The organism is Mucilaginibacter sp. 3215 (assembly GCF_050433785.1).
In the GTDB taxonomy this organism is placed as follows: Bacteria; Bacteroidota; Bacteroidia; order Sphingobacteriales; family Sphingobacteriaceae; genus Mucilaginibacter.
This window is the reverse complement of record NZ_JBNPWO010000004.1, coordinates 222987-247589: the sequence shown is the minus strand read 5'-3', so window position 1 is coordinate 247589 and position 24603 is coordinate 222987. Positions and strand designations below refer to the sequence as shown.

Annotated in this window: 25 protein-coding genes; all 25 read left to right on the top strand. The window is 41.0% G+C overall.

Annotated elements, in window-relative coordinates; genetic code table 11:
• Nucleotides 1–26 precede the first annotated feature (26 nt).
• Nucleotides 27–1130, top strand: a complete 1104-nt coding sequence (locus ABIC84_RS09725) for a DegT/DnrJ/EryC1/StrS family aminotransferase (protein WP_429263462.1) — start codon at nt 27–29, stop codon at nt 1128–1130.
• On the top strand, nt 1123–1659 hold the full coding sequence (locus ABIC84_RS09720; RefSeq protein ID WP_426584537.1) for a hypothetical protein: 537 nt from the start codon (nt 1123–1125) through the stop codon (nt 1657–1659). Before ABIC84_RS09725 ends, ABIC84_RS09720 begins: the two co-directional genes overlap by 8 nt.
• Nucleotides 1652–2200 carry a hypothetical protein gene (locus ABIC84_RS09715; protein WP_429263461.1) on the top strand — a complete coding sequence of 183 codons (549 nt, stop codon included), beginning with the start codon at nt 1652–1654 and terminating at the stop codon, nt 2198–2200. The genes ABIC84_RS09720 and ABIC84_RS09715 overlap by 8 nt, the downstream gene beginning before the upstream one ends.
• Entirely contained in the window at nt 2193–3242 is a 1050-nt protein-coding gene (locus tag ABIC84_RS09710; protein ID WP_429263460.1) for a glycosyltransferase family 2 protein, read from the top strand. The genes ABIC84_RS09715 and ABIC84_RS09710 overlap by 8 nt, the downstream gene beginning before the upstream one ends.
• A gap of 4 nt (nt 3243–3246) precedes the next feature.
• Nucleotides 3247–4149: a sugar transferase gene (locus ABIC84_RS09705; RefSeq protein ID WP_429263459.1), complete on the top strand. Its 903-nt coding sequence runs from the start codon at nt 3247–3249 to the stop codon at nt 4147–4149.
• Nucleotides 4149–4778 (top strand): acyltransferase, encoded by a 630-nt coding sequence (locus tag ABIC84_RS09700; protein WP_429263458.1) that lies wholly within the window; start codon nt 4149–4151, stop codon nt 4776–4778. Before ABIC84_RS09705 ends, ABIC84_RS09700 begins: the two co-directional genes overlap by 1 nt.
• A complete protein-coding gene (locus ABIC84_RS09695) occupies nt 4775–5674 on the top strand; it encodes an NAD-dependent epimerase/dehydratase family protein (RefSeq protein WP_429263457.1) in 900 nt (299 codons plus the stop codon). Before ABIC84_RS09700 ends, ABIC84_RS09695 begins: the two co-directional genes overlap by 4 nt.
• A complete protein-coding gene (locus ABIC84_RS09690) occupies nt 5653–6798 on the top strand; it encodes a glycosyltransferase (RefSeq protein ID WP_429263456.1) in 1146 nt (381 codons plus the stop codon). Before ABIC84_RS09695 ends, ABIC84_RS09690 begins: the two co-directional genes overlap by 22 nt.
• Nucleotides 6791–7738 carry a glycosyltransferase family 2 protein gene (locus tag ABIC84_RS09685; RefSeq protein ID WP_429263455.1) on the top strand — a complete coding sequence of 316 codons (948 nt, stop codon included), beginning with the start codon at nt 6791–6793 and terminating at the stop codon, nt 7736–7738. The genes ABIC84_RS09690 and ABIC84_RS09685 overlap by 8 nt, the downstream gene beginning before the upstream one ends.
• Nucleotides 7735–8919: a glycosyltransferase family 9 protein gene (locus tag ABIC84_RS09680; RefSeq protein WP_429263454.1), complete on the top strand. Its 1185-nt coding sequence runs from the start codon at nt 7735–7737 to the stop codon at nt 8917–8919. The genes ABIC84_RS09685 and ABIC84_RS09680 overlap by 4 nt, the downstream gene beginning before the upstream one ends.
• A 22-nt stretch (nt 8920–8941) precedes the next feature.
• Nucleotides 8942–10330, top strand: a complete 1389-nt coding sequence (locus ABIC84_RS09675) for an MBOAT family O-acyltransferase (protein ID WP_429263453.1) — start codon at nt 8942–8944, stop codon at nt 10328–10330.
• Complete coding sequence (locus tag ABIC84_RS09670; RefSeq protein ID WP_426584517.1) at nt 10330–11442, top strand: hypothetical protein; 1113 nt, start codon at nt 10330–10332, stop codon at nt 11440–11442. Before ABIC84_RS09675 ends, ABIC84_RS09670 begins: the two co-directional genes overlap by 1 nt.
• Nucleotides 11439–12299 (top strand): glycosyltransferase family 2 protein, encoded by an 861-nt coding sequence (locus ABIC84_RS09665; RefSeq protein ID WP_429263452.1) that lies wholly within the window; start codon nt 11439–11441, stop codon nt 12297–12299. Before ABIC84_RS09670 ends, ABIC84_RS09665 begins: the two co-directional genes overlap by 4 nt.
• Nucleotide 12300: 1 nt before the next feature.
• Entirely contained in the window at nt 12301–13245 is a 945-nt protein-coding gene (locus ABIC84_RS09660; RefSeq protein WP_429263451.1) for a glycosyltransferase family 9 protein, read from the top strand.
• Entirely contained in the window at nt 13238–14164 is a 927-nt protein-coding gene (locus tag ABIC84_RS09655) for a glycosyltransferase (RefSeq protein WP_429263450.1), read from the top strand. The genes ABIC84_RS09660 and ABIC84_RS09655 overlap by 8 nt, the downstream gene beginning before the upstream one ends.
• The gene (locus ABIC84_RS09650) at nt 14154–15008 is read left to right on the top strand and encodes a hypothetical protein (RefSeq protein ID WP_429263449.1); all 855 of its coding nucleotides are present in this window, start codon (nt 14154–14156) and stop codon (nt 15006–15008) included. The genes ABIC84_RS09655 and ABIC84_RS09650 overlap by 11 nt, the downstream gene beginning before the upstream one ends.
• A 102-nt stretch (nt 15009–15110) precedes the next feature.
• The gene (locus ABIC84_RS09645) at nt 15111–15935 is read left to right on the top strand and encodes a hypothetical protein (protein WP_426584507.1); all 825 of its coding nucleotides are present in this window, start codon (nt 15111–15113) and stop codon (nt 15933–15935) included.
• Nucleotides 15936–16055: 120 nt separating this feature from the next.
• Nucleotides 16056–16871 carry a hypothetical protein gene (locus tag ABIC84_RS09640; protein ID WP_426584505.1) on the top strand — a complete coding sequence of 272 codons (816 nt, stop codon included), beginning with the start codon at nt 16056–16058 and terminating at the stop codon, nt 16869–16871.
• 11 nt (nt 16872–16882) lie between these two features.
• On the top strand, nt 16883–17803 hold the full coding sequence (locus tag ABIC84_RS09635) for a glycosyltransferase family 2 protein (RefSeq protein ID WP_426584503.1): 921 nt from the start codon (nt 16883–16885) through the stop codon (nt 17801–17803).
• A gap of 7 nt (nt 17804–17810) precedes the next feature.
• Entirely contained in the window at nt 17811–18971 is a 1161-nt protein-coding gene (locus ABIC84_RS09630) for a glycosyltransferase family protein (protein WP_426584501.1), read from the top strand.
• Nucleotides 18972–19007: 36 nt separating this feature from the next.
• A complete protein-coding gene (locus ABIC84_RS09625; protein WP_426584499.1) occupies nt 19008–20036 on the top strand; it encodes a glycosyltransferase family 4 protein in 1029 nt (342 codons plus the stop codon).
• A complete protein-coding gene (locus tag ABIC84_RS09620) occupies nt 20033–21250 on the top strand; it encodes a hypothetical protein (protein ID WP_426584497.1) in 1218 nt (405 codons plus the stop codon). Before ABIC84_RS09625 ends, ABIC84_RS09620 begins: the two co-directional genes overlap by 4 nt.
• Before the next feature lie 3 nt (nt 21251–21253).
• A complete protein-coding gene (locus ABIC84_RS09615; RefSeq protein WP_429263448.1) occupies nt 21254–22537 on the top strand; it encodes a glycosyltransferase in 1284 nt (427 codons plus the stop codon).
• Nucleotides 22524–23414 (top strand): FkbM family methyltransferase, encoded by an 891-nt coding sequence (locus ABIC84_RS09610; RefSeq protein WP_426584493.1) that lies wholly within the window; start codon nt 22524–22526, stop codon nt 23412–23414. Before ABIC84_RS09615 ends, ABIC84_RS09610 begins: the two co-directional genes overlap by 14 nt.
• Nucleotides 23415–24569: a glycosyltransferase family 4 protein gene (locus tag ABIC84_RS09605; RefSeq protein WP_426584491.1), complete on the top strand. Its 1155-nt coding sequence runs from the start codon at nt 23415–23417 to the stop codon at nt 24567–24569.
• Nucleotides 24570–24603: the final 34 nt, after the last annotated feature.

Genomic DNA, 24603 nt, shown 5'->3' with positions numbered 1-24603 from the left:
AAGCCTAAGGCTCAAAGTTGAACCCGATGAATATTCCGTTTTTATCTTTAACCAGTCAGAATAATTTAGTTGAAGCAGAGATTCGCGCGGCGTTTGAGCGTGTTTTTCAAAATAAATGGTACATACTTGGTAAAGAAGTAAGCGATTTCGAAAATGCTTACGCTGCCTTCAATAACGTACAACACTGCATTGGGGTAGGCAACGGACTTGATGCCCTGTGCATTGCGCTACGGGTGCTTGAAGTTGGTGAAGGCGATGAAGTCATCGTACCTTCAAATACCTTTATAGCCACCTGGCTCGCCATATCGCAGGCAAGGGCTACCATTGTACCGGTTGAGCCCGATAAGGATACTTATAATTTAGACCCACGTTTGATTGAGGCAGCCATCACCCCAAAAACAAAAGTGATCATACCCGTACACCTTTACGGGCAAGCCTGCCAAATGGACGCTATTATGCAGATAGCCCATAAGCATAATATTTTTGTGATAGAAGATAACGCACAGGCGCAGGGCAGCACATACAACAACAAGCTTACCGGCAGCTTCGGCCACATTAACGCTACCAGTTTTTATCCAACAAAAAACCTGGGCGCGTATGGCGATGCAGGGGCTTTAACCACCAACGATACCGGCCTCGCACAAAAAGCAAGCCTGCTGCGTAATTATGGCTCGGAAAGAAAATATTACAATGAGGTTATCGGTGTAAACTCAAGGCTTGATGAACTGCAGGCTGCTTTTCTTTCGGTAAAGTTGAAATATCTGAATGGATGGGCAACTGAACGGCAGACCATAGCTTCTGCCTATACCCGCCAACTTAACGGAATCGACGGCCTTATCTTACCAGCCACCGCCTCAGGATCATCACATGTATACCATTTATATGTAATCCGTACTGCAAAACGAAATGAGCTGGAGCAACATTTAAACAACAATGGAATAGGCACCGGGATCCATTATCCTGTACCTGCCCATTTACAAAAAGCGTATAAGCACCTCGGTTACCAAAAAGATGACTTCACCATAGCGGAGGAATTGGCAGAAACCAGCCTGAGCCTTCCGCTAAACCCGGGCATGGACGACGAGGAAATTGAGTATACATGCAAAATCATCCGCCGGTTTTATGAATAAGGTTTTAATAGTTGGCAATAAGCTAAGCATAGGCGGTGCCGAAAAATTACTGGTTGAACTGGCTGTATTTGCTAAAAAAAACAATATGCAGCCAATAGTGCTCATCCTTGATAATTACGATTATGAGTATTACGACGAAATATTAAAAAATAAAGATATTGAAGTGGTACACACCCGTATCAGGCATATCAAACATTTGAGGGCGCCACGTAAAATGATACGTTCAGTTTGGTGGGTTATCAAACTTAAGTATTTTGCGCAGAAATATTTTAAGAGTGTGCATACCATTGGTTTGTACAATGTGGAGAAGGTTTATGATACTATCATTCACCCCAATCGCTTTTTTTGGAATGTAAACAACAGCATTCAATACTTTAACATGGAATACACCTACAGCCAGGGTATCTTCAGCAACAGCAGTGATACCATTGTTAATATCAATAAATACCAGGAAACTGAACTTTACCAGCAATACGGTGAAGCGATAAAAGCAAAAATGGTTCTTTCAAAATTGTTCACCAATGATTAGGATTAATTTGGTTGCCCGCATTGCCGGCGATAAAAATTCATTTCTTGACCTGGTTTATGTTGCCCATAAACTCAAACAAAGCAACATTGAAGATTTCATGATAACTTTTATCGGTGTTATCGATAATGTATCTATATACCAGAATATCACGCGCATGGCCGAACTGCTTGGTGTTGCTAATAAAATTGACTTCACCAGGAAATCTATCCCTATGGCAAATTTGCCCGACGATATTAAAAACGGGTATTTTTTCAATTTTACAGTAGGTAGTTTCATGGGGTATTCATCAGTTGATAGTATTAATCTTGGGTTTAAAACCATATTCTGCAATGCCGATAATCGTCTGAAAAATGAGCTGTATCCTTATTGTAATGTTTGCCCTGATCTTGACTCGGCCATTAATTTTATCACGCTTATTCATGAAGATGCTGGAGCTGTTGACAAACAAATTGTAGTTAATAACCAGCTTATGAAAGCTTCATTTTTATTGAATACGCACGAAGCCTCATTGCTACGATCATTAATGAAACCCGGTGAATAAACAGGAAAATTCTGGAATTTCAGTTTTAGTATGTTGTTATAACAGTGCCGGTCGCCTGCCCGAAACACTCCGTCATCTCGCATTACAGGCGGTTCCACATGATCTTAATTGGGAAATCATTGTGATCAACAACGCCTCAACAGATGACACGCTTAAGGTTGCTAATACAGAATGGCAGCAATATAATATCAGCAACACAGGTTTTAAAGTTTTAAACGAGGAAAAGCCAGGGAAAAACTTTGCCTTCAAAACCGGGATGGCCAATGCCGAATATAATTACATTTTAACTTGTGACGATGACAACTGGCTTTCTTCCGATTATATTGCAACAGCCTATTCAATTATGCAGGCTGATAATAAAATAGGTGCGCTTGGAGGTTATGCTATTTTTGAACCCGAGCAGCCTTTTAATACCGAGCTGAATAATCTAACCGGATACTTTGTACATGGCCCTCAAACATGGGTTGAAAGTCAGCATTGGGTTTACGGTGCAGGATCAATTTATAAAAAGGCTGTTATTGTTAACCTGTTTGACAATGGCTGGCAACAAATTACTTCAGGCCGCACTGGTACCAGTTTAATTTGCGGTGAAGATGTTGAAATTTGCCTGGCAATATATTTAAGCGGATACAAAGTAATTGCAAATGATGATCTGAAGTTTAAACATTTTGCACCCCTTAAAAGACAAACTATAAGTTATATTACCAACCTTTCGTATTGGCTTGGCTATTCAGAGTTTTTACTCAACAGTTATTTTACAATTTTGAGCAATGACCAACGCAATTTGCAAATCGTATTCACAAAATGGATGCTCAGGTTAGGATTATCATTAAGCAAACAACGAATAAGATTATTTTATCAAAAACTGTCGGGAAAACCGGTTGATTTAAACCAGCAGCTGGCTTTGCAATCAAGGCTTGGTATCTTTAACTCGCTAAGGCAAAACATGTTTAAGGTGCTTGCTCATCACAAAAAACTTAAAGCAATGCTGGTGCAAACTGCAGCTTCAAACTCAAATAAAACTTATCAGCCTGTATCCTGACTAAATGAGCGCTAAGTTGGCCCCTATTATATTATTTATTTACAACAGGCCTTTACATACGCGCAATACATTGGAAGCCCTTGCCAAAAATGAACATGCCAAACAATCAGATCTGTTTGTATTTGCGGATGGCGCCAAACCCAAGGCAACTCCCGGTGAACTGCAGAAAGTAACCGAAACCCGGGCGGTGATCGGCGAAAAGCAATGGTGCAAAAAAGTGGAACTGATTGCCCGCGAAAAAAACATGAACCTGGAGGATAATGTTATTGATGGCATTACTGAAATTATCAGCAAATATGGCAGGGCAATTATACTGGAGGATGACCTTATCACTTCTCCATATTTTTTAAAGTACTGTAATGAAGCACTCGAAGTTTACGCTGATGATAAACGGGTGTTCTCCATTAACGGGTTCATGCACAATATGGATTCCTATACTGAACCCGATACTTTTTTATGCCCCCTCGCTACAAGCTCATGGGGATGGGCAACCTGGGCCGATAGATGGAGCAAGCTGGAGATAAACCCAGAACAGATCAATATCATAGCCGACAACCCCTTTTTAACCAATCGTTTCAATTTTGCAGGTGTCGACTATTCCCACATGTTAAAAAACATGAACACATGGGATATAAGGTGGTATTATACAGCTTTTATTAATAACGCCTTGGGCCTTTTCCCTACCCGTTCACTGATAAAGAATATAGGCTTTGATAACAGCGGTACCCATGTTGGAAACGAAAATTTAAACCAGGAGCTTTATTTATCGCCAATACCGGTTGTGCAGCAAGTCTCCATCAATATGACATATTATGCTAATCTGCTTAATTACTTTGCTCCTGTTCCGCGCCCACCTGTTATAAAAAGAATTGGGTTAAGGTTAAAAAAGATATTATTGAACCGCTAATGAAAGGGATAATAAAAAACTTGCTGGTACGGCTTATTAATTTAACCAATATGCCGCATTATATTGAGCAGGTTAAACAGGATAAAAAGCTCAAACACATCAATGCTTCCATAACTAATAATGGCGGTCTGTTTTACCATGAAGCCGAAGTTTCAAATCTTACTAATGATAAAAGTAAACTTATCATCGGCAAAAATACCCATTGCCGCGCTGAGCTATTTGTTTATCCTTATGCCCGCAAGTTACAAATAGGCAGTGATTGTTACATCGGCAAAAATACTATTATTCGTGCTGGCGATGAACTTATCATCGGTGACAATGTACTTATATCACATAATGTAACTATTATGGATACCGATAGCCATGAAATTGATAACGGGGAACGTGCAGCATCATTTAAAAAATTGACTCAATATGGCCACCCTGCCAAAATTGGCAATGTAAAGATTAAGCCTGTTTACATTCATGATCATGTTTGGATAAGTTATAATTGCTGTATTTTAAAAGGCGTTACCATTGGCAAAGGCGCTATTGTTGCAGCAGGCTCGGTAGTTACCAAGGACGTTGAACCATTTACCATGGTTGCCGGCAACCCGGCACAATTCATAAAAGCATTACCACAGCAATGAAAATACTTGTCATAGGCTCCAAAGGATTTATCGGTTCAGCCTGTTACAACTATTTTAAAAATCAGCCAGGCTATGAAGTTTATGGCGCTGATGTGGTGGTAGAATATGACGATCCCAACTACTTTTTAATTGATGCTATCAACGCCGATTTTAAGAAGGTATTTCATAAGCAACAGTTCAATTGGTGTATTAACTGTGCAGGGGCTGCGTCAGTGCCCGAATCATTCAATAACCCTGAGCGCGATTACCTGCTAAACGTTCATCACGTCGTGAGCATCCTCAATGCCATAAAAGAAGGTAATGGCAATTGCAAGCTCATCCAGTTGTCGAGCGCAGCAGTTTACGGTAATCCGCAAATGCTACCTATTGCAGAATCTCATGCGCTTAATCCGCTTTCACCCTATGGTGTACATAAAAAACAAGCCGAAGAGCTCTGCCAGCTATATCACGATCATTTTAGCTTAAATGTTCATATCTTCCGTGTGTTTTCCGCATATGGAGCCGGTTTGAAAAAGCAGTTGTTTTGGGATCTTTACAAAAAATCGCAGACTCAAACAAATATCACATTGTTTGGTACCGGTAACGAAACACGCGAATTTATTCATGTTATCGATATTGTAAACGCCATGAACCTGTTTATCAATGCCGACAAGCCCGGGTTCAGCATTACAAACATTGCTAATAATAATACCATCACTATAACAACAGCAGCCGAAATTTTTTTGAAATATATAGGCTTTAGCGGCCGTTTGTCATTTACAGGCACCAACCGCGTTGGCGATCCGTTATACTGGCAAGCCGATAACAGCCTGCTAATTAGCCTGGGCTACCAACAAAAAGTAAATTTTGAGGATGGTGTTAATACCTATTGTAAATGGCTAAAAGGAAAAGAATAGGACTAAGCTACATCTATAACGAAAACTGGATAGGCGGCACTTACTATATCGAAAACCTGGTAAATGCGTTAAACGTCCTTAATGATGAGGAAAAGCCGCATATTGTTTTACTTACTGATAGTTACGAAAGCTTCAGGGCTGCGCAGCAAAAATTCAACTATCCTTATATCAGCTTTCAGCTTGGTTCGGGTGAAGCAAACAAAGGTTTCCAATTACTAAACAGGATAACAAACCGGCTGTTTAAAATCCGTCTGTTTAGCCAGAAAATTAAAGCCCTTGATGCTGTTTTTCCTTATTATAAAAGTGAGCAACAATCGGCTGCTAAAAAGAAAATATATTGGGTAGCTGATTTCCAGGAACATTTTGCCCCTGAATTTTTCAGTAAAGACGATATTGCCTCGCGCCTGCAAAACCAGCAGGAAATTCAAGCCTCGGCCGGGCATTTAATTGTGAGCAGCAATACTGCGCTCGGACATTTCAAATCCATTTTCCCTCAGCATACGGTTAACGTAAACGTTCTGCCTTTCGCAGTAGCGCATCCTCCGTATCAGGATATTAACATCAAATTACTGCTTGAAAAATATCAGTTGTCCGCACGTTATTTTATCTGCCCTAACCAGTTCTGGAAACATAAAAATCAGCTGGCAGTTTTAAAAGCAGTTAAAGAACTAAAGGCGAAAGGCATTGAAATTACTGTAGCTTTTACCGGTAATACCACCGACTACCGAAACCCACATTATTTTACAGAGATGAAAGCGTTTGTTGAAGACAATAACATCGGTAACAACATTAAATTCCTGGGTTTTATCGACCGGCGTGATCAGCTTCAATTGATAAATAATGCCATCGCCATTATACAGCCATCATTGTTTGAAGGCTGGAGCACTGTTGTGGAGGATGCTAAGCTAATGAATAAATTTTTACTGGTTTCGGATATTGAGATCCACAGGGAGCAGTTGGTTAACAGTTCGGCACACTTTTTTGATCCATATAATGTTAACCAGTTAGCGCAACTGCTTCAGCAGTTCAGTGAACATCAAACCTCTCCCCTGCTCTTTGAAAACAACACTTATCATGAAAGCGTTAAAAAATTTGGCCGAACATTTCTACAGATAATTGGCTGACCAAAACATGAACCTTCCCGATCTTCAGTCATACCGTTCAAACTTTATAAATAAAGGCGTTCAATTACCCCTGCCCATAGTAGCCGGTACCGAAAACGGATTATTGCACCAGTTACCCCTACCTCCGTCCGGCAAAACCGGCTGGCCCTGGGACGAGCAGGTTGCACAAACGGTTTATGATAATAAAATAAGCTGGCCTAAGCTTACCATCGTAACCCCGTCATATAACCAGGCCGGTTTTCTGGAGCAAACCATCAGAGCTGTGCTTCTGCAAAACTATCCCAACCTGGAGTATATCATCATCGATGGCGGCAGCACCGACCAATCCAAACAGATTATTGAAAAGTATGCCCCGTGGCTTAGCTATTATCAAAGCGAAAAAGATAATGGCCAAAGCAATGCCATTAATCAGGGGTTCAGTCTTTCATCGGGCCGGTACCACGCCTGGATCAATAGTGATGATTACTATCTTAAAGGCGTTTTCCATAAGGTGTTAAATAAATTTATGAGCACCAATGCAGATTTTATATACGGTTACGGGAACGACTACAATGTGGTGTCCGGCAAAACAACCACAACGCGGGTATTGCCTTTTATTGATTATTTTATCAAGATTCCGAGTCTCGTACAGCCCTCCACTTTTTGGAGTGCCTCCATTCATGAACCCGTTTGGGAGGAGCTTCATTGCTCCCTTGATTTTGAATTATGGCTCAGGCTGGTAAAAGGACACAGCAGGGCATTGATCAAAGAGCCGCTTTCCGTTGCCAACGTGCATGACCAGGCCAAAACCCATTCGCCAAAAATGAAGGCGCAATGGGAGGCCGATCATCAGAAAATATGGGCGGCAGATGCTCACGGCACTGTTTATGAATGGAAGAAAATTATTTTTTTTAACAGGATTAGGATCAAATTATATAAGGTATTTGGATATTATTCATGATGTTGCTAAAAAGAAGTATAAACAAGATCCGGAGGATCTTATTCCATTTCTTTAACCAAACGTCCCTTCCTTTTAAAAGTAACCGGATTTTAATTGTAAGACTTGATGCTCTTGGAGATTACATTCTTTTCAGAAACTATATAAAATGTATCAAACAAGCACCAAAATTTAAAGGCTATAAACTGACGCTCCTTGGGAATATAGCATTTAAAGATATAGCCGAGGCATATGATAAAAATGTCATCGATGAATTTATCTGGATAACGCCATCAATAATTTATGATATAAACAAAAAAATAAGGTTATCATTAGCCATTAAAAAAAAGGCATTTGATATCTTAATCAATCCGGTTCATTCAAGGGTTTTTCACACTGACGAGTTTATATCCCAACTTGGAGCCAAACAAAAGATTTGCAGCAGCGGCGATTATACTAATATGGAATCATTCGAAGAATTAAAACGCTCTTATAAATTTTATGACAGTATTATAGATGTGCCCGGAACTGATTATTTTGAATACCTGAGAAATCGCAAATTTATTGAAACCCTTACAGGTCAAAGAATTGACACCTCCTTAAATTTGCCAACCAAAAGTAAGCTAATCGAAAAAGGGGCTTTGCAATTGGTAATATTTCCCGGTGCGGGCCAGGAGTATAGACGATGGGGAACAAATTTATTTGCAACAGCAATTGATTCCATAATGGCAAATTCAACATTTAAAATTACTGTTACAATTGCGGGCTCATCTGCAGATTCATGCCTGGCTGCTGAAATAATATCACAATCAAAAAACAAAGAAAAAATTGAAGATAAAACCGGTAAAACTAACCTTGTTGAATTAATTGAACTGATTAACAATGCAGATTTACTAATTTCAAATGATACCAGTGCTATACATATTGCTGCATGTACACAAACTACCGCAATTTGTATCTCCAATGGCAACCATTTCGGTCGTTTTGTTCCCTATCCCTTAAGCATAGCAAACAATATACACACGTTTTATCCTTCTGAAGAGTTTAACAATAAAGATAATTATGCGTTACTGAACGATTTGTACAAGTGCGGCTCCAACCTGAATATCAATAATGTCGATCCTATAATCATCAGTAATAAGGCGATATCAATTCTTAATAATGCAGCTAAATCAGGTGCTGACGTCAAAATTATTGCAAACTAAATTATATATCTGCTTTTTTTAAATGCTTTTTAACTCCCTGTTGTTCCTTGTATTTTTTGTAATTGTAACCATTACATATTACCTGCTGCCGCATAAATTAAGATGGTTGTGGCTTTTAGCCGCAAGCAGCTATTTTTACATGTACTTTAAGCCGGTATACATCCTCATCATTCTTTTCACCATTATTGTTGACTATTGTGCCGGCATCCTGATAGAAAAATCCACAGGCAAAACCCGCAGGTTTTATCTCATTTTAAGCCTGGTCACGAATATTGGTGTACTGGCTTTTTATAAATATTTCAACTTTTTGGCCGCGAACCTGAATTTGCTATCTGACACATTCCATGGCCCGCAATTACCATTGCTTGATTTTATATTGCCCATTGGCTTATCGTTCCATACATTCCAAGCTATGAGTTATACCATTGAGGTTTACCGGGGCAATCAACCCGCCGAGCGTCACTTTGGCCTTTATGCCTTGTATGTAATGTTTTACCCGCAAATGGTAGCAGGCCCAATTGAACGGCCCCAGCATATTTTGCCTCAGTTAAACAGGGTGAACAATTTCCGAAGCAGTAACTTGATAACTGGTTTATTTTTTATGGCGATGGGCCTGTTTAAAAAAGTGGTGATTGCCGATAGACTGGGCCTTTACGTCGACCCTGTTTTCAACAATCCGCATGGTCATTCGGCACTTGAACTGCTCGTAGCTACCTATTTTTTTGCATTCCAGATCTATTGCGACTTTAGCGGGTATTCGGATATCGCCATTGGCACGGCTCTCGTTTTGGGTATCGAGCTAATGCAGAATTTTAACTTTCCCTATCTTGCCTCCAATGTTTCTGATTTTTGGAAACGCTGGCATATCTCACTTTCCACCTGGTTTCGTGATTATTTGTATATCCCGTTGGGAGGCAGCAAGATTAATTTCCGGGTAACCTGCATTAACCTGCTTATTGTATTTATGATAAGCGGCCTGTGGCATGGCGCCAACTGGAAATATCTTGTTTGGGGCCTGATTCATGGTTTACTGCTCGTTGTTTACCAGTTGTTCAACAAGTACATTATCGGCATCAAAGGCTTTACCTTCCTGAAATGGCTTTTCACCTTTAACCTGGTTTGCCTTGCCTGGGTATTTTTCAGGGCCGGTACGGTAACCGATGCTTTTTATATCTTAAATAAAATATTCAGGGGCAATGGTTTTACCTATTCAGCAAGTAATCTGATGTCTGTCCATGAGCTTTGGTATTGTACTTTTATTATCATTACCCTGCTTTTAGGCGAACGTTATTTGCGAAAGGCGAAAGATTATTCAAACACCAGCAAGCTATTACTCATATGTGGTTTAGTATTTGTCTGCTACTTTTTAGGAATCTTTAACGAAGCCCAATTTATTTATTTCCAGTTTTGATGCGTAAAGTTACCGGTTTGTTCATTTTGTTTATTAGTGTTGTGTTGCTGCTTAGTTCCATGAACCAGGCGTTCATAAATAAAATAAAATTTGAAAAATATTTTGATCACCTGAATCCACAAATGATACAGGAAAACGCTTTGTACAAAGCCGCATTGGTACATTCAGATAGGTGGCGCTACGGTGACTTGTATGGTGTTTGCTATCTGCCACAGTACAAACTTGAACTCGAACCGTTTAAACAATACGGCCACAAACCCGGCAGGCAAAACACCAATAGAGTATTATACATAATAGGAGATAGCTTTTTGGCTGATAAAATACTTTCCGGTGCTTTTGATGCATTTGATAACGTGGTTTTCCTCGATCGTCGGTTCTCTTTCGGCCCGATTAAACTGGATAGTACTAAAAAAAATTACATGGTGATGGAGTTTGCCGAGCGCAACCTTAACAACTATGATATTAATAAAACCTTTGAAAATCGCTGGACAACCGACAATATTAAAAACGGTGTAAACTTCAGTAATGCGCCGCTTCCCGGAGGTATCCCGTTTGTCCCCGAATCTATCTTTGCTCGGTTAGGCAGAATCATCTTTCATAAAGACTTAAGCCGTAACCTCGAGCTCATGCTTTTTGATAACAAACTGACAACCCCGTTTAAAGAGGCAAAAGCATCATTAAATTATACGCTTTTTGATCGTATAGCAAATGAGGTAGTCATAAGCTCTGATAAAAAAAGGCTACTTTTTTATACCACCGTCGACACCAATAATATACAATCGGCCTTTAGATATAAGACTGAGCATGCCTTAGATTCTATAGTCCGCAACCTGGATATTGCACGTGATTATTATCGGGCTATTGGCTTTAAAAAAGTTTTTCTTTCAGTGATCCCCAATGCGGTATCTGTTTATGATGATAAACGAATGCCTTACAATCACTTGTTGGAAAGAGTTGAACAAAAAACTGATCTTCCTGTAATACCATTATATAAAGCTTTCAAAGCCGACAAACGCAATCTATTCTATCGCAGCGATTCGCACTGGAACCCCCAGGGCTTGGATACCTGGGTAAATGAAGCCAACAAGGTGTTAACAGCAAACCTTAATTGAAGCCATTCTTTTCCATCATTATGCCGCTGTATAACTGTGAAAGCACTTTACAGCAAGCTCTTGATAGCATCACAGGCCAATTTTTCAAAAGCTACGAGCTGGTTTTGGTTGATGGCGGCTCAAATGATAATACACAGTATATTGTCAACAATTTTAAAAAAACAGGTGAGGTTAATGTCCAGTTCATTTCTGAACCCGACAGGGGCATTTATGATGCTATGAACAAAGGAATTGATATGGCGAGCGGTCAATGGCTTTACTTTATGGGTGGCGATGACACTTTCAGCAGTTCCACAGTGTTGGGTCAGGTTTATCAGGCCATCCAAAATGAACCTGCCGATCTTGTATATGGTAATGTAACAGGTGCTACATCAAAAACAAAATATGCGGATGATACTATTAATAAGGTATTATCACGCGGCATCCATCACCAGGGCATTTTTTATAACCTCGGGATATTTAATTACACCGGTAAATACAACATAAAGTTTAAGGTGGCTGCTGACTACCATTTAACGTTGAAAGTATTTTGCAACCCCGCATTTAAAATCAAATACATCGATCTGGATATCGCGCGTTTTGGCGAGACTGGTTTAAGCTCATCAACTTATGATTATCGTTTTTTCAGTTATCATTATAAGTTTCTGTCAACCCATAAGGCCCTCGGCAAAATCAATGATAAAGCTACATGCCTGCAGCAATCAATTTACTGCTGCCTGTGGCTGGCGAAGGAAAAACAAAGCATAACTTTTGCCTGGCTCAACATTTTATACTACATAACCGGCTTAAACGGACTCAGTATCTCATTCAGGGTTAAAACTTTTTTAAGGATGATATACTGGAGCCTGAAAAAGTGAGATGATAATAAACCGAATTAAAACTATAAAATCAACGCTGTTTTACTTTTATAAATACGGTATACCATCCTATATCATTGCTTTTGGCGAATCGCTGGGCGATAATCTACTGCTCACTGTATTAAGCCGGGAGCTCTACGGGCGCAGACATAAAAATATCTGGGTAAAAAGTAACCAACAACAACTCTTTGAGCATAATCCGGATATCAAACTTATTTTACCTTTTGGGGCATTACTATCCGGTTTGCTTCTTAAAGCCTTCAACGTAAAAACTGTTTTTCCAAAATACACAGTTTATCATCCCGAAACCGACGGCGACGAAATACCCCAAAAGCATATCGTTTTAAAAATGGCTGATGATTTACAGCTCAAAGGGCAAATAAACCTTAAGCCTGTTTTAGTTTTAACGGATAATGAACGGGAAGCAGCGAAATGGGCAAAAAACCATATCGTAGTAACAACATCCAGCTCAGCAGCATTGTATCCAATGGGTAACAAAGAATGGGACGTTAAAAAATATCAACAGGTTGTTGATTTGCTTTGTCAAACCCACAAATTCATCCAGTTAGGCTCTCAAACAGATGCGCCGCTGAAAACCGTTATCGACCTGCGCGGGAAAACTACTATCCGGCAAACAGCAGCCATATTAAGTAATGCTGCTCTTTTGGTATCGCACGTAGGATTTATGATGCATTTGGCGCGCTCAGTCGACTGCCGGTCGGTAATCATATATGGTGGGCGCGAAAGGCCAGACCAATCGGGGTATATCAGTTTTAAAAACGTATATTCTGCAGTTGAATGCTCACCATGCTGGTTACATAATACCTGTCATTACGATAAAAAGTGCATGCAAATGATTTTGCCCGGCACAGTTGAGGCGGCTGTAATAGAACAACTTGCTTTAATTAACGAACCTTTGCCTGCCGATATCTTATATAATGACTAAGTTAAGTGTAATCATCCCTACTCATAATCCGGATACGGTAAAACTGGGGCAAACACTTTCAGCCTTAAAAAACCAATCGTTGCCTACTGGCAAATGGGAATTAATTATCATCGATAATAATTCATCAAACAAATTTGAGCAGCAACTTAACTTAAGCTGGCATCCCGCTGCTGAAGTTTTAAGGGAAACAAAACAGGGCCTCACCTATGCACGACTTAAGGGCTTTAATGAATCAACAGGTGATATCATTATAATGGTTGATGATGATAATATCCTTGAGGCCGGTTATCTTGAAAAGGCTTTGCACATATTCGAAAAAAACTCTAAAATGGGGGCTATAGGCGGAAAATCTGTACCCTTGTTTGAAACCACTCCGCCCGAATGGTTGAACGAATTTTACGGAAGCCTGGCCCTGCGCAACCTGGGCGATAAAACGCTCACCGCGATATGGAATAATCAATACCCGGCCTGTTCTCCCATTGGTGCAGGAATGGCAATAAAGCGGGAAGCGCTTACATCCTATATTAAAAAAATAACATCGGGTAAAAGTAACATCAGCGACCGCACAGGTAACTCCTTAAGTTCTGGCGGTGATAATGATATGGTGATCGAGGTCCTTAAAAGTGGCTGGCAGGTTGGTTACTTTCCGGAACTGATGTTACAGCATATTATCCCAGTTCAGCGCATGCAAACAGCATATCTTGCCCGCCTGCTTAATAATACCAATAAGTCATGGGTGCAGCTGCTGCAAAGCCATGACATAAACCCCTGGCAACAGATAACAAAATCAGGGGCCGCATTTAGAAAAGCTAAAGCCTGGTTTACCTATAAAGCCTGGAAAAACGCTGCGACATATATAAAATGGCAGGGCGCCTGCGGTATGTATGACGGGCTTATAAAGAACAACCGTGATCAATAAAATAAGCAACTCACTGGCTTATCGCTTACCATTACTTTACAGGAGCTTACTTAAATATAAGCCGCTTGCTGTAGGGCAGCCCAAAGCATCATCGGCTTATACTGTACTTATGATGACCGGCAAAAGCATTATAGATATGACGCGCCTGGCCGTATATTCTATTGCAAAATATTGGGAAGAGATTCCTAAATTGATCATCGCATCCGACGGATCACTATCTCCGGAAGAAATCAGAAGTAAATTCAAGTTTTGGCCGGGTGAGCTTATTGTTAACCACTGGCAACAAAGCGCGGTATATCATCAGGATAAAAACAGGATCAATCTTTTAAACTATGCCGAGAGCCATGTGCTTGGCAAAAAATTGGCTGTGATACTTCACCAGGCCGAGATCCAACCTGTAATATGGATAGACAGTGACATACTTTTTTACGAGGATTTTAAAAAATATATTCCCCAACATAACGGGTTTGTTTGCGGCGGAAGCCAGGAGGGACACTCAACTTATGATGACCGCGTTTTGAATTTCTATGGTAATAACCTCTATGATACTTATACCTTCAGTTCGGGCTTATTAATTATTTATGGACCCAGAATTTACGAAGACTTTCGGCTGGAGGAATTATTGTTTCACGTAAGTAACTATGTGCATTATTTTACCGAACAAACTATTTTTGCTCATATAGCAAGTTCATCAATTGGAATACCCTGGACAACCGAGATTATAAAAAATGATCACCAGGATAGCCAACAGATTAAACCTATGAAAAAAAAAGGCATCGTGGGCCGGCACTATACTGCAAACGTCCGACATTTATTCTGGCGCGACTCGTTGTTTAATTTATAGCTTTCCTTGTTACAACAAGTCATTAATTTTTTATACCGCAATCCGCGTTCACAATTACAAAAATTCAGGCGTTTTGGTGGCTATTTCAATTACCGAAACATAATGAACGGGCGTAGGGAGATGGAACAGCGTTCGGTTGAGTTGCCCCCCGTAGTTTCACATACCAATGGGTTGCCAATTTACTTTTTAACAGGTAAAAACTACCTGTACCAAACGCTTTACTGCATCCAATCGTTAATTAAGTCATCTGCTGCGCAATTTAAATTCATATTGGTTGATGACGGCAGTTTTAATGCTGCACTGATGGAAAGGGTAGCAAAACAGCTGCCCGGCGCACAGGTAATTACAGTGGAGCAAATCAGCGAAAACCTGCAAAACACGTTGCCCCAAGCACGTTATCCGTACCTGCATAAAAAAAGGGCAGTATATCCTCACATTAAAAAACTAACCGATGTGCACACCATTCCAGGCGATGACTGGAAACTGGTACTGGATTCGGACATGCTTTTTTGGCACGAACCCAAGGACATAATTACCTGGCTTTACGCCCCGCAACAACCTTTGCACATGATTGATTGTACAGAAGCTTATGGATATTCGCAGCAATTGATGGATCAACTGACCGGTGCACCTGTAAAACCCTTGCTTAATGTAGGGGCTATCGGTTTAAAAAGCGAGGCTGTTGACTGGAACAAGCTGGAAAACTGGGTTAAAGCACTGGAGGAGCAGGAAGGAACTTCTTACTATTTAGAGCAGGCGTTATCGGCCATGATGATAGCCGACACTGATGCTGCTGTTTTAAAAGCCGGAGATTATATTGTTAACCCCGGCCCGGATCAGATAAAAAACAAAACAGGCATCCTTCATCACTATGTAGACCTTTCAAAAGAAGGTTATCTTAAACAAGCCTGGAAACATTTTTTATAGCCCGTGTCATTAGGTAAAATAGCATACAAGTATTTTTTTAAACCAACCTTTTCGATAAGGTATCATATCAGTCATTTTGGGCTAAAGGGCTGGCTGAATATGCATCGGCGCGAGAAGCAAATGAAAAAAGCTGCCTTAAAGTTACCGCCGCTTAATCTGTCAAAACACAAAATCCTGAACGTAAGTTTCCTCACAGGGGCAAACTACTGGCACCAAACCATTTTTTGTGCTTACACACTTGCTCGCTTTTCGGATGGCGAGATAGGGATCAGGTTATATTCAGACGGAACACTTACCGACGGGCATATCGGTTTTATCAACCATGTATTGCCAGGTATTGAAACCATATCAGAGCAACAGGTGTTACAACATCTCAACCTTGTTTTACCACAACACACATTTCCAACGTTACGGCATTTGCGTAACTGGCATCCGTTTTTTCGCCGGTTGATTGATATTCATACTTCACCCTCATGGACAATCCACATGGATAGCGATATGATTTTTTTCGGCAAACCTGTTCAAATCATGGAGGCCTATCAACACAAAACGGCGGTTTACATGAAAGAGCAGCTGGCAGACTCCTATTTTGTAGACAGCGAGGATGTGTTGCGTGATAAATATGGTATTAACTGTATTAAAAAAGTAAACGGCGGCATTGTTGCTTATGACAATAACAAGGTTGACTATGCCGATCTTGAAGAAAAAGCCAAACTGTTGCTGTTGCATTATCCTAATGCAGGCCCGGCACAAGTTGAACAAACACTCATGAGTTATGTGTTGTATCATCAAACCGCCGTGGCACTTGATGAAAAATTATACTGCATCTTTTACGACGACAAGCCCAACCTTGACAGGCCCGATGTAGTTCGCCATTATATTTTCAAAGCCAAACTGCCCTATTTTACTTCAGAGTGGAAAAAAGCAATCCTTTAGTTTCTGTTTGCATGCCGGCATATAACGCGGGCAAATATATTGCCGAAGCCGTTCGGTCTATAGCCGAACAAACCTACACTAATTGGGAGCTTATTATTGTTAACGATGGTTCTACAGATGATACATCCTTTGTACTCAAGCAACTTACAAATCCCCGCATCGGCATTTACCACCAGGAAAACAACGGGCAATGCGCGGCTGCGAATAAAGCCTTCAGCCTTTCAAAAGGCAGGCTTATTAAGTTTATGGATGCTGATGATGTTATCTCGCCCGGTTATATTGCAGAACAGGTTAAACGGATTGGAGATAATGATGATGTAGTAGCTTCAGCTGCCTGGGGCCGTTTTTATCACAATGACGTTAGCACCTTTAAAGTAAATGAAGATCTCATTAGGGGGGATTGTAAACCCATTGACTGGCTGGTATCGTCCATGGATGGCAAACAAGCCATGATGCAATGCGCTCTGTGGCTAATTCCAAGGGCCGTGCTTGAAAAATCGGGTTTATGGGACGAACGGTTAAGCCTTGTAAATGATTTTGAATTTATTACACGCGTGTTGTTACAAGCAAGTGAGATTCGCTTTGCTCAAAACGCCGTGTTGCATTACCGGAGCGGTATAAGCAATTCGTTGTCTGCGTTAACTTCCAGGCCAGGAATTGAGTCGGCCTTTACTTCTATTTATGAAGGTACAACATACATGCTTAAGCATGAAAATAGCCCAAGAGTAAGAACTGCCGTTGCCGATTGCCTGCAAAACTTTGTTTATGCGTATTATCCTCATTATCCCGATATTATAAACAAAGCCCAACAACGTATTGATGAGTTAGGCGGTTCAGCAGCTAAATATCCGGCAGGCGGTTACACAAAAATGCTAAACCGGATTATCGGCTGGAAATTAACACAAAAATTTAAAGCCTTACTTGGCCGATAGTTTTTCCATGCGCATACTTCTTTCATTTTTACAGGATCAAGTAAGCAAGCCCCACCCCGTGCCCTCCTACCGTTTTTGGCAGCATTACATTAAAAACGGTATTGCTGAGGCAGGGATGAGCTATATTGAAGTACCGGAGGTTGACTGGGCCGAAGGACTGGTTTATGAGGAAGGTTCGGTTGCTTTGCAAAACTGGCAGGAACGGAGCTGGCAGGCAACAATCAATTATATCAAAGTCAACCGGCAAAATATAGACATTTTTTTAAGCTACCTGTATCCCAAACAAATACTTGCAAAAGCAATAGAACAAATCAGGAAAATGGGCATTCCATGTGTTAATTTTTATTGCGATAGCGTGCGGGAATTTAAAACAGTACCGGCAAAGTTCAGGATCTTTGATCTGATCTGGGTGCCTGAGTATGAGGCTTTACCTCTGTACAGGAAGGCAAGGGTCAAACATATCAACTTACCGATGCCGATGTGGGTTGAACCCCAATTAAGATGTCGTACCCTGCTTCATGAAATACCAGGGGTATCATTTATCGGTTCAAAAGACATCCTGCGGGAAAACCTGTTAGGCCAGGCCATTCAAAAAGGTTTGCCGGTAAGCGTTCGTGGAGCCGGATGGTTAGCACAGAGTGCAGCTCCGGTATTTGTTCCTGGTTCTGCTTATCAAAAACTTATTAACCAGGTTAACTTTGTAAAACAGCAGGGGGTTTCCGCATTGGCAATTAAAGGTCTTCAGCAATTAAATAAACTTCCGTTTATCCCGGTTAACGACGATCATATATTCCTGAGCCCGGATTTTGATGAGTACATCAACATCACTCAACATAGTATGGTTACTTTAGGTATTAATCGGGTACCAACGTTTAAACGTACACATAATAACCCACTAACCTACTCACGCTTGCGGGATATAGAAGCGCCCATGCTTGGCGCCTGCTACCTTACCGAATATTGCGAAGGCATTGAGCAGCTTTATGATACCGAGAACGAAATTAACGTTTACCGCACGGTTGATGAACTGGTACAAAAAGGTACAGAGCTGCTCGGCAATAAAGAAAAAAGGGATAAACTAAGGATCAACGGGCAGCAAAGAGTCTTGAACGACCACGCCATTCCGTCATCGCTAAAAAAAATAAAGAAGGCCATTTTTGGCACCTAAGCTTACAGTTAGGTCGGTGTACCCAACAAATTGAAATTGAAAATAGCCGTTATAGTAAATCCGCTGATCCCTGTGCCTCCCGAGCAATACGGCGGCATCGAACGCATTGTTTTTATGCTGATCCAGGAGCTTAAAAAAAAAGGCCACGATATTACCCTGTATGCCAATGAACATTCGCAGCCGGGCTGTAAACTCATCGGTTACCGTGAATCGGCTCATTATGGCGTAAAAGATCTGGTAAAAATTAACCGGCTTACGTCAAAAATTGCTTTTCAGCATTTTGATATTGTACATACCTTCGGTCGTATGAGCAATATTGCTTTGTTGATGCTAAGCCGTATTCCAAAAATCGTATCTTACCAGTTGCCCCCTACCGTATCGCAGGTAAAAAAAGCAGTAAGCATCGCTCATAAAAGCTCGTTGCGGTTTACGGCATGTAGCAATTACATAGCCAATCAAATCAATGCGTTTGCTGATGTAACTACTATTTATAACGGTGTTGATATTAACGATTATCATTTCAACGCTAATGTTGCCGATGACGCCCCTCTTACTTTTTTAGGCCGAATTCAACAGGAAAAAGGGACAGCTATTGCCATACACACTGCAAAACAAACAAATCAAAAACTGGTGATAGCAGGTAATGTACCCAACGAGCCAATACACCAGCAATATTTTAATGAACAGGTAAAACCCCATATTGATGGCAAGCAGATCAAATACATAGGCCCGGTTAATAACAGTCAGAAAAATCACTTGCTCCGTAACTCAAAAGCTTTCCTGATGCCGGTAACCTGGGATGAGCCCTTTGGTATTGTAATGGCCGAAGCCCTGGCCTGCGGTACACCCGTTATCGGTTTTAATCGCGGCGCCATACCTGAGATAGTCATTGACGGGTCAAATGGCTTTGTATGCGCCACAGAAGCCGACATGATAACGGCGATTAACAGCATTGACTCAATCAGCAGGGCCATCTGCCGGAAGGTAGCGGAACAAAAATTTAGTGCCGGTGTACTGGCCAAACAATACGAAGAATTATACCAACTGGCACGGGACAAAGATTGAAGAACGTTACTTTTATAACTACCGGCCAGCCAACTACTAACCCTCGCCTCGTGAAGGAAGCCGAAACTTTGCACAAGCTTGGTTATAGTGTTAAAGTGATCTGCTGTTTTTACCAGCAATGGGCCCAAAAAGCCGATGAAGCTTTAACGGGCAAATATCCCGGTATGTACATTTATTGCGGTGGTGATCCGGTGATACAAAAAGCAACTTACCTTAAAACCCGCATTCGCCAAAAGTTAAGTACGCTGCTGTTTAAATATACCCGGCATTTCGATATACCTGAGAACGCTATCAGCCGCACACATACCGAAGCATTGTCTATAGCTAAAAAAATAAAAACAGATCTTTATATCGCCCATAACCTCGGCGCCTTGCCCGCAGCCATACAGGCAGCAAAACATTACAACGTAAAAGTTGGCTACGATGCGGAAGATTTGCATTCGGGACAGTTTGCATCAACTCATAATGAAGGGTACAAGCTCAATAAATACATTGAAGAAAAATACTTTCCCCATGTTGATTATTTTACTGCCGCCAGCCCGCTCATTGCAGAATTTTATCAACGCGAATACCGCTATCTAAAACCTGTTGTAATAAACAACGTGTTTCCTAAAACAGCGCTGCAAATCAGCCCTAATTATAGGGCTCACGAACCATTAAAACTGTTTTGGTTTTCGCAAACGGTAGGCCCCAAACGAGGATTGGAAGATGTAATTAAAGTCATGGCTGCTACCAATGGGCATGTTCGGTTACACTTGTTAGGCAGTAGCAATGAAACTTACAGATCTGCATTGTTGAACCTCGCCAAAGAATTTAAATTAAATGCAGATCAGCTTTGGTTTCATGAGCCTATTGGTGCAGGCGAGATTTTCGATTTCGCGAACCAGTTTGATATTGGCATAGCTACTGAAACAGGCATTCCTTTAAACAGGGACATCTGCCTTACCAATAAGATCTTTACCTATATACAATGCGGTCTGGCAATGATTGTGAGCGATACGCAGGCGCAAACGCTGTTTATGGAACAGTACCCGGATACCGGAAAATTATACAAAAAAAATAACCTGCAATCGCTAACGGATTGCATCAGCTTTTATCTTCAAAACCCGAATGCTTTATATCAGACCCGCTTACAAAATTACCATCTTGGCCAAACAGCATTAAACTGGGAAACCGAAAGCCGTACCTTTTTAAGTCTTGTTCAAAAAGTATAACAATTGAATAAAAAGCTGCTCATTATTTCACCATACTTCCCACCGGTAAATGCAGCGGATATGCAGCGTGTGAGGATGAGCCTCCCATACTTTGCAGCCTGCGGCTGGGATGCCGAAGTGGTGACCATTGATGACCAGTATGTCGACCTGGCAAAAGACGAATTGCTGTTGCAAACTCTCCCTCCGGGCATTAAAGTTCACAAAGTAAAAGCGCTCAGCAAGGCACTCACTTCAAAAATTGGATTGGGCAGTATTGCCATCCGCTCGTTATGGTATTACCGCAAAACAGTTAACCGCCTGGTTAAACACAATAAATTCGATCTCATTTATTTTTCAACCACGCAGTTCCCGGTTTGTATACTGGGGGCCTACTGGGAAAAACGCTTCGGAATCCCCTACGTCATTGACATGCAGGATCCCTGGCATTCCGATTATTATATCAAAAAACCTAAAAGTGAGCAGCCACCAAAATATTGGTTTGCCTACCGTTTAAATAAATACCTGGAGCCCATCGCCATAAAAAATGCAGCGGGGTTGATCAGCGTATCTGCCGGTTACATTGATGAACTCCAATCTCGCTATCCCGTAATTCAAAAGCTTCCGGCCGCTACTATAACCTTCGGAGCATTTGAACCCGACCTGCAAATAGCTAAAACTAACCAAAAGCTTTTTGCAGCGTTGCTTGACGACGGCTTTATCAATGTGGTATATATCGGCCGCGGCGGGAAGGACCTTCACAAAGCCATTAGCCCGGTGTTCGAGGCATTACGAACCGGCTTGAATACAAATAAAAAGCAGTTTGATAAAATCAAACTCTACTTCATCGGTACCAGTTATGCCCCTGCCGGGCAGGGGATCACTACTATACTTCCTCTGGCAAAACAATATAATGTGGAAGAACATATTGTTGAAATTGCCGACCGCATCAGTTACTATCAAACTTTGTTCACACTGCAGCAGGCTAATGCGCTTTTTATACCTGGGTCAGATGATCCTAAATACACAGCATCAAAAATATTCCCCTACCTGCTCACAGAAAAGCCCGTTTTGGCCGTATTTAATGCCGCAAGCTCTGCTATACCCATCATGCAGCAGTACGGTGTAGAACACGTTTATAACTATGATGACGTTACCTCCGAAAACCTATTTATATTTTTTGAGCAATTAATTAAGGGTAATTTCCAGGCTGTTGAATATAATGCTGAAACCGTGAAAAAATATTCGGCACATGAAATGACACTGGCGCAGTGCCGGTTATTTGATAAAATTCTTTATGCACGCCATTAAACGAACTGTCGGCTTTATTTTAAAACACCCGTTGGGAAAAAAGCATCCGGCAAAAGCCTTATGGCGGTTTGCCTGGTGGCAGGTACAGTCAAGGCTTTCAAGGTCGAAGTTCATTATAAAACCTTTTGTTGGTGATGTTAAGTTTTATGCAACAAAGGGCATGAGCGGTATTACCGGTAATATATACACCGGTTTACATGAATTTAATGACATGGCCTTTCTGCTTCATTTTTTAACGCCGGACGATACCTTTTTTGACATTGGCGCGAATGTAGGTTCATATACGCTGCTGGCTTCCGGTATAGCCAAAGCCAATAGTGTTACACTTGAACCTGTTAAAGCAACTTTTGATATTTTAAATAGCAATATCGGACTTAATTATTTGCAGAACAAGGTAACGCTTATTAATGCCGGCGCCGGTGCAACAACTGGCGAAATCAGGTTTTCGGCCGATGAAGATACCGGGAACCATGTTATTACTAAATATGAGAAAGGCAAAAACACTATTATCGTACCTATAATCACTATTGATTCATTATTGGAAACATACAAACCCGCTCTTATCAAGATAGACGTGGAAGGGTTTGAGACCGAAGTGCTTAAAGGCATGGGATCTACCCTTGATTCGCCCCTGCTGAAGGCCATTATCATTGAGCTTAACGGTAGCGGCGGCCGGTACGGTTTTAGCGATCATGATATTCACAAGTTATTACTGTCAAAAGGTTTTAAGGCCGTCGCCTATGATCCTTTCAAACGCGTTTTAACCGGGTTGGATACTTTCGGAGCATATAATACTATTTACTGCAGAGACATTGAATTGATAAACTATCGCCTTAAAAATGCAAAAAGTGTTAATATAATGGGCGAGGCCATCTGAATGAAAAATTTAGCCATAGTTATCACTCATCCCATACAGTATTACGCACCGGTATTTAAGTTGCTGTATGAACGGCAAAAAATAAACGTCATGGTATTTTATACCTGGGGCGAGGGCGGTGCGCAAAAATTTGATCCAGGCTTTGGTAAAACTATCACTTGGAACCTTCCGCTTCTTGAGGGTTATCCTTATGAGTGGGTAAAAAACATTTCGGCCGATCCCGGCTCGCATCATTCAAAAGGGATCGACAATCCTGATCTTATCAGTCAAATAAATAGCTGGCAACCCGACGTCATTATGGTGTACGGCTGGTTTTACAAAAGCCATCGCAAAATCCTCAAATATTTTAAAGGCAGGGTACCTGTTATTTTCCGGGGCGATTCAACTTTACTTGATGATACAGGTGGTATCAAATCCGTATTGCGAAGCATGTTCTTAAAGCGGATCTACCGCCGTATTGATTATGCGCTGTATACCGGATCAAACAATAAGGCTTATTTTAAAAAATGTGGTTTAAAAGAAACGCAGTTGTTTTTTGCGCCTCATGCGGTAGATAACAGTCGCTTCGCTATCAACAGGACAGATGAGGCCCAAGCGTTGCGCAAACAGTTAGGAATAGCTAATGATGAAAAGCTACTGCTTTTTGCAGGCAAATTTGAAAGTAAAAAAGATCCGCTATTACTGCTTAATGTTTTTATTGACGTAAACCAGCCAGGCACCCACCTGCTGTTTGCAGGAAATGGTATTTTGGAGATAGAACTGAAAAATAAAGCAAGCCGGCATAAAAACATCCACTTTATTGATTTCCAAAACCAGCTTTATATGCCAGTGGTTTATCAGGCATGTGACATTTTTTGCCTCCCTTCAAAAGGCCCCGGTGAAACCTGGGGGCTGGCCGTAAACGAAGCTATGGTCTGTAGCAAGGCCATATTGATATCAAGCAAAGTGGGCGCGGGCACCGATCTGGTAAAAGACAAAAAAAACGGTTTGATCTTTAATGCCGGTGATAATACCGATCTTAAAAGCAAATTAAAAACATTGCTTCTACATAATAAAACCGCTTTATTTACAATGGGGCAACATTCCAAACAGATAATTGAGGAGTGGAGCTTTGTCAAACAGGTTGAAGCAATAGAACAATTGGTGTTAAGTTAATAGTATCATGTCGGAAGTCATGAGTGAGGTTTCT

Bases quoted from the DNA above. Each gene is read 5' to 3' on its own strand.
- ABIC84_RS09715 (WP_429263461.1), top strand. From the start codon at position 1,652: ATGATTAGGATTAATTTGGTTGCCCGCATTGCCGGCGATAAAAATTCA.
- ABIC84_RS09700 (WP_429263458.1), top strand. From the start codon at position 4,149: ATGAAAGGGATAATAAAAAACTTGCTGGTACGGCTTATTAATTTAACC.
- ABIC84_RS09690 (WP_429263456.1), top strand. From the start codon at position 5,653: ATGGCTAAAAGGAAAAGAATAGGACTAAGCTACATCTATAACGAAAAC.
- ABIC84_RS09660 (WP_429263451.1), top strand. From the start codon at position 12,301: ATGATAATAAACCGAATTAAAACTATAAAATCAACGCTGTTTTACTTT.
- ABIC84_RS09670 (WP_426584517.1), top strand. From the start codon at position 10,330: ATGCGTAAAGTTACCGGTTTGTTCATTTTGTTTATTAGTGTTGTGTTG.
- ABIC84_RS09640 (WP_426584505.1), top strand. From the start codon at position 16,056: ATGAAAAAAGCTGCCTTAAAGTTACCGCCGCTTAATCTGTCAAAACAC.
- ABIC84_RS09705 (WP_429263459.1), top strand. From the start codon at position 3,247: ATGAGCGCTAAGTTGGCCCCTATTATATTATTTATTTACAACAGGCCT.
- ABIC84_RS09605 (WP_426584491.1), top strand. From the start codon at position 23,415: ATGAAAAATTTAGCCATAGTTATCACTCATCCCATACAGTATTACGCA.
- ABIC84_RS09655 (WP_429263450.1), top strand. From the start codon at position 13,238: ATGACTAAGTTAAGTGTAATCATCCCTACTCATAATCCGGATACGGTA.
- ABIC84_RS09695 (WP_429263457.1), top strand. From the start codon at position 4,775: ATGAAAATACTTGTCATAGGCTCCAAAGGATTTATCGGTTCAGCCTGT.
- ABIC84_RS09630 (WP_426584501.1), top strand. From the start codon at position 17,811: ATGCGCATACTTCTTTCATTTTTACAGGATCAAGTAAGCAAGCCCCAC.
- ABIC84_RS09680 (WP_429263454.1), top strand. From the start codon at position 7,735: ATGATGTTGCTAAAAAGAAGTATAAACAAGATCCGGAGGATCTTATTC.
- ABIC84_RS09645 (WP_426584507.1), top strand. From the start codon at position 15,111: ATGAACGGGCGTAGGGAGATGGAACAGCGTTCGGTTGAGTTGCCCCCC.
- ABIC84_RS09635 (WP_426584503.1), top strand. From the start codon at position 16,883: ATGCCGGCATATAACGCGGGCAAATATATTGCCGAAGCCGTTCGGTCT.
- ABIC84_RS09610 (WP_426584493.1), top strand. From the start codon at position 22,524: ATGCACGCCATTAAACGAACTGTCGGCTTTATTTTAAAACACCCGTTG.
- ABIC84_RS09720 (WP_426584537.1), top strand. From the start codon at position 1,123: ATGAATAAGGTTTTAATAGTTGGCAATAAGCTAAGCATAGGCGGTGCC.
- ABIC84_RS09725 (WP_429263462.1), top strand. From the start codon at position 27: ATGAATATTCCGTTTTTATCTTTAACCAGTCAGAATAATTTAGTTGAA.
- ABIC84_RS09675 (WP_429263453.1), top strand. From the start codon at position 8,942: ATGCTTTTTAACTCCCTGTTGTTCCTTGTATTTTTTGTAATTGTAACC.